Raw genomic sequence first — 8,921 nt, forward strand, 5'->3', positions numbered from 1 at the left:
GGTGGAAGTGCAGCAATGCATGGAGCTGACCAGTACTAATCGGTCGAGGGCTTATCCAATTAGCAAGTTGTAATTCGCATGTTTCGTTTCGAATCTAGTTTTCAGAGAACGATCTCTGAAATGTAAGCTACGCGTTTGGTGGCGATGGCGGAGGGGTTCCACACGTACCCATCCCGAACACGACCGTTAAGCCCTCTAGCGCCGATGGTACTTGGACCGCAGGGTCCTGGGAGAGTAGGACGCCGCCAAGCAAAGAACCACTGCCGATGTTATTCGGTGGTGGTTTTTATTATATAGTTTTATTATGCAGTATGGGATTAGTATACAGATTGAATTTGGTGATTTCTCAGCACAATAGGATGTATACAGGTAACGTTATTCGATACGAATTGACGTTTTTTTGCGTAATAACTAGACTTGTCCGCTCTGGAAAAACAGTTGTGTTCATCAGGCAATACACCTGATATAACCAAGTACTTTTCCTTGACAGTCTAAATATCGCTTTGCTAAGATGGCAATAATAAATTTTTCAGAAAACGTATTTTCGGCGTAAAATACAGCCTGGAATCTTCGGGTTTTGGACCGTAAAGCTGAGCAAACATAAGGAGGAACACTTGCGTGTGGGAAGATAAATTTGGTAAGGAAGGCCTCACCTTTGATGATGTATTGCTAGTGCCACGGAAATCCGAGACACTGCCTAAAGAAGTAGATGTATCTATTCGTTTGAGTGATACTGTAAAGCTAAATATTCCTTTGATCAGTGCGGGTATGGATACAGTAACTGAAGCGACATTGGCTATTGCCATTGCACGTGAAGGCGGTATCGGTATTATCCATAAAAATATGTCGGTTGAACAACAGGCAGAAGAAGTAGATCGTGTTAAGCGTTCGGAGAGTGGTGTTATTACAAACCCGTTCTCACTGACGGCAGATCATCTGGTATCTGATGCGGAAGCAGTAATGGCGAAATATCGGATCTCCGGTGTACCTATTATTGAAGGAGATCAGAAGCTGGTTGGTATTTTGACCAACCGCGATTTGCGTTTTATTCATGATTACGGCATCAAAATTAGCGAAGTCATGACTCATGAGAATTTGGTTACCGCTCCTGTTGGCACTACACTGCAAGAAGCTGAAGGTATCCTTCAGAAGCACAAGATTGAGAAACTTCCATTAGTTGATGAGACAAACACGTTGAAAGGTCTTATCACAATTAAAGATATCGAGAAAGCCATTCAATTCCCTCATGCAGCCAAAGATGCTCAAGGACGTTTGTTGGTTGGTGCAGCGATTGGTATTTCCAAAGATACATTTGAACGTGCAGATGCTTTGGTACAAGCTGGCGTCGACCTGATTACAGTAGACTCGGCTCACGGACACCACATCAATATCATTGAAGCTGTACGTCAGCTTCGTGAACGTTTCCCTAGCCTGACCATCGTTGCAGGTAACGTCGCTACTGGCGCTGCCACTCGTGACCTGATCGAAGCAGGGGCTTCGGTAGTCAAAGTAGGTATTGGTCCAGGTTCGATTTGTACAACACGTGTTATCGCTGGTATTGGTGTACCTCAAGTAACTGCAGTGTACGATTGTGCAACAGTGGCACGCGAATATGGAGTTCCGATTATCGCGGATGGTGGGATTAAATATTCTGGTGAAATTACAAAGGCACTGGCTGCAGGCGCACACGCGGTGATGCTGGGAAGTTTGTTTGCCGGCACAGCAGAAAGCCCGGGAGAAACTGAAATCTTCCAAGGACGTAGCTACAAAGTATACCGCGGTATGGGTTCAATGGCTGCAATGAAACAAGGTAGTAAAGATCGTTACTTCCAAGATGATGACAAGAAACTGGTTCCGGAAGGAATCGAAGGTCGTGTCGCTTACAAAGGGCCTTTGTCTGATACGATCCACCAACTGATTGGTGGCCTTCGTTCGGGTATGGGATACTGTGGTACAAGTAACTTGGAGCAACTTCGTAACGATACAGGCTTTATCCGAATTACAGGTGCGGGACTGCGCGAAAGTCATCCCCATGATGTACAGATTACCAAAGAAGCACCTAACTACTCGTTGTAATCTGAAGAGAGTTAATCATTTCCAGGACAGGCTCGGTGATTTTCACCGGGTCTGTCTTTTTTTGCAGATACCCCTGTGATAGAATAGAACAAGCGGTGACGATCCATGGATGGATTAAGGCGTTGCGGCGGCTTTTTGACGTGAATCTATGAATATGGTTTTGAAAAGCAAATGCAGTGCCAGAAAAGGCTGCCAGTTAAACAGAAGCGCGGACGTCCTTTTACATAAGCATTTGCAAAATGCGGACTAAGTGACAATCGACAACGAACTTTAGGAGCAATAATATTGCTCGTTCGATACAGCGCATATAGTACACATCTCATACATCAAACACACAGGTTAGGGAACAAGAAAATCGCAGCATAAGCTGCACTGAAGCAATTAACAATGCTTTGGATCGAAGGGAGTATTCATCATTGAAAGCCAAACACATGAATAAAAAGAAACGCCAAATGCTCAAAAAGAGCGTAGCCTCGGTAATGCTAATTAACATGCTTTGCATGTCTGCAGTAATGCCGGTCATGGCTGCTGCGGATAACTCCGGTCAGGTTCTGACTGCTGCGGCAACAACAACAAAGACGGAGAAAGCTGTACAGGTTCCTGGGGTAGACTCACTCGGGCTTGAAGTTAGATCTGCAGTGCTTATGGAAGCCTCAACGGGACAGATTCTACTAAATGTTGATGCGGATAAAGCGATGCCACCTGCAAGTATGACCAAAATGATGACAGAGTACATTGTCGCCGAACAAGTCAAACAAGGTAAATTCGGTTGGGACGATATTGTAACTGTTAAAAAGAATGCTGCACAAAGTATCGGGTCGCGAATTTTCCTCGCGGAAGGTGACCAGCACACAGTTAAGGATCTCTATATTGCTATGGCTGTTGGCTCTGCCAATGATGCTACGGTTGCTTTGGCTGAACATGTTGCCGGTTCGGAAGAAGCTTTCGTGAAAATGATGAATGATGAAGCGAAGCGTATGGGCATGAAGGATACGTTCTTCATCAACTCTTCGGGTCTGGATCGAGCAGATATGCCTGCTGACTTCCGCCCAGCTGAAGACAAGGAAACAGTGATGTCCGCTCTGGATGCTGCAATTCTATGCCGATACATCATTATGGATCACCCGGACTACACAGAATTTACAACGATTCAATCCTACAAGTTCCGTCCCAATGATAAAGCTCCAATTATCAATTACAACTGGATGCTGGAAGCGAATAAAAATATAACCAATTTCAAAAGCTATGCCTATGAAGGTCTGGATGGAATGAAAACAGGCCATACCACGAACGCAGGTAATAACTTTACAGGTACAGCAGAACGTAACGGTATGCGTCTAATTAGTGTTGTTATGGGCACAGATTCGGAATCCGCACGTTTCAGAGAAACTAAAAAGGTATTGGACTATGGATTTAACAACTTTGAAGTGAAACAGGCTGTTGCAGGCAAGACCAAAGTGACGGGCTGGGAAGCGGTACCTTTGAAAAAAGGGAAAGAAACAACCGTTCCTGTTGTAACAGATAATGCGGTAAGTTTTGTTGTACCCAAAGGTACTCAGAACCTGGATGTGACGTTCAAAGCCAACGTAACTGAGGCTGACAAGTTGGTAGCACCACTCAAGGCAGGTACGAAGGTTGGTACGGTAACGTACACGTATAAAGCAGATGGAATTGAGCCACAGGAAAAAACAGTGAACTTGATCACTGCTGAAGAGGCTGAAAAAGGCGGATGGTTCCGTTTGTTCTTCCGTGCTGTGAAGGATTTCTTTGTGGATCTTTTTGACGGGATTAAAAACCTGTTTTAGTCCATAACAAACTTCATGGAAAGAGTATGATCATGATTTTAATGTTTACATGGTCATATCATTGACAAAATACAAGTTATTCCGACCGGATGGATTGTATATTTACAATTTTTCCGGTAAAATATCAAGTTAGAATTCACGTATGATGAAGTAAAAAAGTACAATGTTCGTTTACCGTATGCAAGATCGTGGCTGGTAAGAGAAGGGGAATGAGCGTATGAAGATCGGCGTTTTAGCACTTCAAGGAGCTGTCACAGAGCATATTCGAAGTATTGAACGTGCTGGAGCAGAAGGTATAGCTATCAAGCAGGTTCAGCAATTGGAGGACTTGGATGGTCTTATCCTTCCTGGCGGGGAAAGCACAACGATTGGTAAACTGATGCGCAAGTATGGGTTTATGGATGCCATTCGGGCGTTTGCTGCTGAGGGCAAACCGGTATTTGGTACCTGTGCTGGCTTGATCGTTATGGCTAAACACATTGCAGGGCAAGAAGAAGCTCATTTGGAGCTAATGGATATGACAGTATCCCGAAACGCATTTGGACGGCAGAGAGAAAGTTTTGAGACGGATTTGCCAGTCAAAGGCATTGAGGAAACGGTAAGGGCTGTATTTATACGGGCGCCCTTGATCGAGAGTGTCGGAGACCAGGTGGAGGTTCTCTCCACATACAAGGATGAGATTGTTACGGCTCGTCAGGGACATTTGTTGGCTTGCTCCTACCATCCGGAATTGACGGATGACTATCGTCTGCATACTTATTTTGTAGACATGGCCAGATCCTACAAACACACGGTAGACTCTAAATAATGCATGATGTACAACCTATGATCTCCCGGTCATCGGATCACTTCACCAGAAGCCGTGTAAGGCCACTGGTTGGCAGTTGCATCTGAACGGATGCCTGATGTTGCCTGTATCTGCTTCATAGCGGGAATCGCAGCGGAGGGTGACAAGGGGGATATAGGTTGTTTTTTGGGTTACAGGTTCCGATAAGTATATAGTAAGGTGTATACAGTAGAGTTATGAGAATGGATTTAACATAAGGCTTCACGTTGTGAGGTTATTTAGGAGGGGTATATCGTGCTTGATGTGAAAATATTGCGGAATGAGTATGCACGTGTAGAAGAAGCATTGACTAAACGTGGCAAATCGCTGGATCTTATCGCTGGATTTACCGAGATGGATGCCAAGCGTCGGGAATTGCTTCAAGAGAGTGAAACGCTGAAGAGCCGTCGGAATACAGTTTCCGCAGAAGTTGCTAGACTGAAGAAGAATCGTGAGAATGCTGATGATCTGATTGTGGAGATGCGTGAAGTCTCTGATCGAATCAAAGCCATGGACGAAGAAGTTCGGGAACTGGAAGTGAAGATCAATGATCTCACAATGGCGATTCCGAACATTCCTAACGAAAGTGTACCTATTGGAGCTTCTGAAGACGACAATGTTGAGATTCGTCGTTGGGAAGAGCCGAAGTCATTTACTTTTGCACCAAAAGCACACTGGGAAATTGCGCAGGATCTCGATATTCTTGATTTTGAAGCGGCTGCCAAAGTAACAGGTTCCCGTTTTACCTTTTATAAAGGTCTGGGCGCACGTCTGGAACGTGCATTGATTAACTTCATGATGGATCTGCACAGCGATCAACATGGATATGAAGAGATTCTGCCTCCATACATCGTTAATCGGGACAGCTTGTTTGGAACAGGTCAACTGCCTAAGTTCGAAGAAGACCTGTTCAAGTTGAAAGATACCGAATATTATCTGATCCCTACTGCTGAAGTTCCGGTAACGAACTATCATCGCGAAGAGATTCTGAATGTAGATCAATTGCCAAAGCACTTTGTGGCATACAGCTCTTGTTTCCGTTCTGAAGCCGGTTCGGCTGGACGGGATACACGCGGCTTGATTCGTCAGCATCAATTCAACAAAGTAGAGCTACTCAAGCTCTCTACTCCAGAGACTTCGTATGAAGAGCTGGAGCAAATGACTCAAAATGCGGAGCGTGTGCTTCAATTGTTGGGCTTGCCGTATCGCGTCCTGACATTGTGCACGGCAGATATGGGCTTCACTTCAGCTAAAACGTATGATATTGAAGTATGGTTACCTGAGAGCAATACCTATCGTGAGATTTCTTCGTGCTCCAACTGTGAGGACTTCCAGGCACGTCGTGCCAATATCCGTTTCCGCAGAGAGCCAAAAGCGAAACCGGAATTTGTGCATACATTGAACGGGTCAGGATTGGCAGTTGGACGGACGGTAGCCGCTATCCTGGAGAACTATCAACAGGAAGATGGTACGGTTGTTATTCCTGAAGCATTGCGTCCTTATATGGGTGGTGCAAGTGTGATTGCACGTCGCTCTTAAGTAAGAGTTAGCTAACCATCCTCATCAAGGGGAATACAAATTCAATCCGTCATTTCGGAATGGCGGATTGGAGTGTTTTGTATAACTGAGGAAGTTGTCTGATACGAGATTATCAATTTTAATATAAAAAGGTTGCATTATAATGTCGAGATGTGGTATGATACTTTTCGTGGCAAGTTTATAAAAGTTAATTTCCCTGGAGAGGTACCGAAGCGGTCATAACGGGGCGGTCTTGAAAACCGTTAGGGGGCAACTCCACGTGGGTTCGAATCCCACCCTCTCCGCCATACTACACTTATAACAAGGATTCGAGCGATCTCGCTCGGGTCCTTTTTTGCGTTGTGAGTTTGTCCAGCGTAGTGAGCATACAGGTTGGTGACCGATGTATACGTTGCTCAGTACAACGTTATATTTTGAATAAGGCTAATATGTATAAAAACATCTGCATCGCCGCACTTTATAGGAGTGGAGGTGGTAAGATGAACCGCGAGTTAAACATCGATCAGACAGAGCTTGTAGGGGCTTGGCAAGAACGTTTGCCTCAAGTCCTGAATGTTGGAGACCAGGCTCAGGTAATGGCCGATGAAGCCGATCAGCAGGCGATTCGGATACACATTGCTACAGCAGGGCACGAGATGTACTCTTTTGATTTCAAATGTGCATATGTCGATTCCCGTGAAGTCAGCGTACAGCTGATTGATGTGGAACGGGATGGACGAACGACGGATGAGCGTACAGAACCGATTCAGGAACTGGCTCACGATTATACACGGCACATTCATGAATGCGCCCAGTCGTTACAATCCCAAACGAGATAATAGCCTGAAATCTGAAGGAGTGAACTCAATTGACTAAAGCCAAAGCGGGAGTAGACAAAAACCTGCAAAATGTAGTCGATGATCTGGAGCAGCCTGCCGTAAACAGTCATCATGCCCAGCAAATTCAGCAAGATATTAATGATCGCCGTCATCAGGATGCACTGAATCATGACAAAACGGAAGATAGGGACCCATCCCATTCCTAACAATGATGAGGGGGCAATAATATGAGCAAACCAAAAACAATTCCCGTACCGGAAGCGCAAGCATCCGAACAGCATCGTCATTCATCCAAACGCTCTTCCATGCAGGAACCATTATCCGGTTCCAAAAAAGTAAAAAATCAAAATCATGTGGATCATTTGAATCCCCAAGGTTAATAGAAGAAACAGATTCACGCAAAAGTCCCTTGTTACCTAACAGGGGGCTTTTGCGTATTCATACATATATAAAGACAGGCACATGGTTATTCCCAAAGCTGACATAGGTCTTTGTAGCCATTTTAAAGAGGAAAGATCACATTTTTCCCAAATTAGGTTTCGGTATCTGGTGATATGGTATATCATTGATATTGAATTACTTTTTTTTGGGGTTATCACGAGAGGAGAGAAACAAATGACTAAACGTATGGGAGCGCTTCTTCTCACGTTGCTGTTGACCGTATCTATGGCATTGACAGCATGTAGCAGCAAGCAGGAACCAAAAGAGGCATTGAAGACGGCTGCGGCCAATGCTTCCAAATTGACTTCGTATGAAATGAGTTCTAATTTCACTATTAATGAATTGAGCTATAAACCTGGGGATGCTTCACAAACTGATCCTACTATGACTCAGTTTATGAGCATGCTGAAGGATGCTCAGTTGAATGTAACAGGTGTATACCAAAGTGAGCCAATGCAGACAGAGATGACTCTTGGCATCGAGCTTAAAGGCGACATGGGTATGACCTTTAACATCCCAATGGTGATGACGGCAGAGAAACTCTATGTGAAAGTGCCGAATATTCCGTTCTTCCCGATTCCGGAGAATGTTGTTAACAAGTTCCTAGAGTTGGACCTGAAAGAACTGGCTGAGCAAGAGGGTACGGAATGGAACCCTGATGCTATGGACGCAGCCAAAACTCAAAAGCTGAGCAACGAAGTCATGGACGCAGTGCTGAGCGAGTACGATCAAGCTAAATTCTTCAAAAATCTAGACACCAAAGATGCAAAACTTCCTGAAGGTGTAGATGCGAAGCAAGTTGTACAATTCTCAGTGAATAATGACAATGTTAAAGAAGCAGTTACTGTACTGGTAACAAAAGCTATGCCTAAAGTATTGGATATTCTGTCCAAAGAGGAATATCGTGAAATGCTGCAAATGGATCAGGCTGATATCGACAAAGCTAAAGAAGATCTGAAGATCACTGAAGCAGATCAGGCTGAAATGGCTAAAGACTTGGATAAATTGAAAGATGTTCTGACAATCAACCAATTCAACATCGATTTCGCATTGGACAAAAACGACTTCCCTGTATATCAAAAGATGGTCGCTGATGTGCTGATCAAGCCAGAAGGTACAAAAGACGAAGTGAAATTGGCATTTACCGGTTCCAATACGTACACTAAGATTAACGAAAAAGCAGCATTCAAAATCAACATCCCTACTGGCGATGACGTAATTACTATGCAAGAGTTCGAAGAACTGATGAACGCTTCATACGGATACTAATCTCGCTGAGTTCAAACCGTCTGTGATTCAAGTGAAGGATAATCTCCTTCCGCTTGGGTACAGGCGGTTTTTTCGTATTATCAGGTTAGCCAGTAATTACTGGTTGGCCTTTTTTTGTGGTCGTTTTACGATGGGGGAAGCCGGGAG

The 8,921-nt window shown here is 44.4% G+C and carries 8 protein-coding genes, 1 tRNA gene and 1 rRNA gene; all 10 read left to right on the forward strand.

What is annotated here, in order from left to right:
• The first annotated feature begins 134 nt into the window (after positions 1-134).
• The 10 genes from rrf to C161_RS16785 all read left to right on the forward strand — a co-directional run bounded on the left by rrf (position 135) and on the right by C161_RS16785 (position 8,774).
• Positions 135-251: ribosomal RNA gene (gene rrf, locus C161_RS16745) — 5S ribosomal RNA — on the forward strand.
• A 367-nt stretch (positions 252-618) separates the two neighbouring features.
• The gene (gene guaB, locus C161_RS16750) at positions 619-2,076 is read left to right on the forward strand and encodes an IMP dehydrogenase (protein ID WP_036607306.1); all 1,458 of its coding nucleotides are present in this window, start codon (positions 619-621) and stop codon (positions 2,074-2,076) included.
• Positions 2,077-2,492: 416 nt separating this feature from the next.
• Positions 2,493-3,881, forward strand: coding sequence for a D-alanyl-D-alanine carboxypeptidase family protein (locus C161_RS16755; RefSeq protein ID WP_036671584.1), 1,389 nt, complete (start codon positions 2,493-2,495; stop codon positions 3,879-3,881).
• 217 nt (positions 3,882-4,098) lie between these two features.
• Entirely contained in the window at positions 4,099-4,689 is a 591-nt protein-coding gene (pdxT, locus tag C161_RS16760) for a pyridoxal 5'-phosphate synthase glutaminase subunit PdxT (protein ID WP_036671585.1), read from the forward strand.
• 273 nt (positions 4,690-4,962) lie between these two features.
• Positions 4,963-6,246, forward strand: a complete 1,284-nt coding sequence (serS, locus tag C161_RS16765) for a serine--tRNA ligase (protein ID WP_017691327.1) — start codon at positions 4,963-4,965, stop codon at positions 6,244-6,246.
• Between the two features lie 198 nt (positions 6,247-6,444).
• Positions 6,445-6,533: transfer RNA gene (locus C161_RS16770), tRNA-Ser, on the forward strand.
• A 192-nt stretch (positions 6,534-6,725) separates the two neighbouring features.
• Positions 6,726-7,064: a hypothetical protein gene (locus C161_RS16775; RefSeq protein ID WP_036607297.1), complete on the forward strand. Its 339-nt coding sequence runs from the start codon at positions 6,726-6,728 to the stop codon at positions 7,062-7,064.
• Positions 7,065-7,093: 29 nt separating this feature from the next.
• Positions 7,094-7,270, forward strand: a complete 177-nt coding sequence (locus tag C161_RS32795; RefSeq protein ID WP_017691325.1) for a hypothetical protein — start codon at positions 7,094-7,096, stop codon at positions 7,268-7,270.
• Positions 7,271-7,291: 21 nt separating this feature from the next.
• Complete coding sequence (locus C161_RS16780; RefSeq protein ID WP_036607296.1) at positions 7,292-7,444, forward strand: small acid-soluble spore protein P; 153 nt, start codon at positions 7,292-7,294, stop codon at positions 7,442-7,444.
• Between the two features lie 235 nt (positions 7,445-7,679).
• The gene (locus C161_RS16785) at positions 7,680-8,774 is read left to right on the forward strand and encodes a hypothetical protein (RefSeq protein ID WP_036607295.1); all 1,095 of its coding nucleotides are present in this window, start codon (positions 7,680-7,682) and stop codon (positions 8,772-8,774) included.
• Positions 8,775-8,921 lie beyond the last annotated feature (147 nt).

The sequence above is a fragment of the Paenibacillus sp. FSL R5-192 genome (genome assembly GCF_000517845.1).
In the GTDB taxonomy this organism is placed as follows: Bacteria; Bacillota; Bacilli; order Paenibacillales; family Paenibacillaceae; genus Paenibacillus; species Paenibacillus amylolyticus.

Bases quoted from the DNA above. Each gene is read 5' to 3' on its own strand.
- pdxT (WP_036671585.1), top strand. From the start codon at position 4,099: ATGAAGATCGGCGTTTTAGCACTTCAAGGAGCTGTCACAGAGCATATT.
- C161_RS16775 (WP_036607297.1), top strand. From the start codon at position 6,726: ATGAACCGCGAGTTAAACATCGATCAGACAGAGCTTGTAGGGGCTTGG.
- C161_RS16780 (WP_036607296.1), top strand. From the start codon at position 7,292: ATGAGCAAACCAAAAACAATTCCCGTACCGGAAGCGCAAGCATCCGAA.
- C161_RS16785 (WP_036607295.1), top strand. From the start codon at position 7,680: ATGACTAAACGTATGGGAGCGCTTCTTCTCACGTTGCTGTTGACCGTA.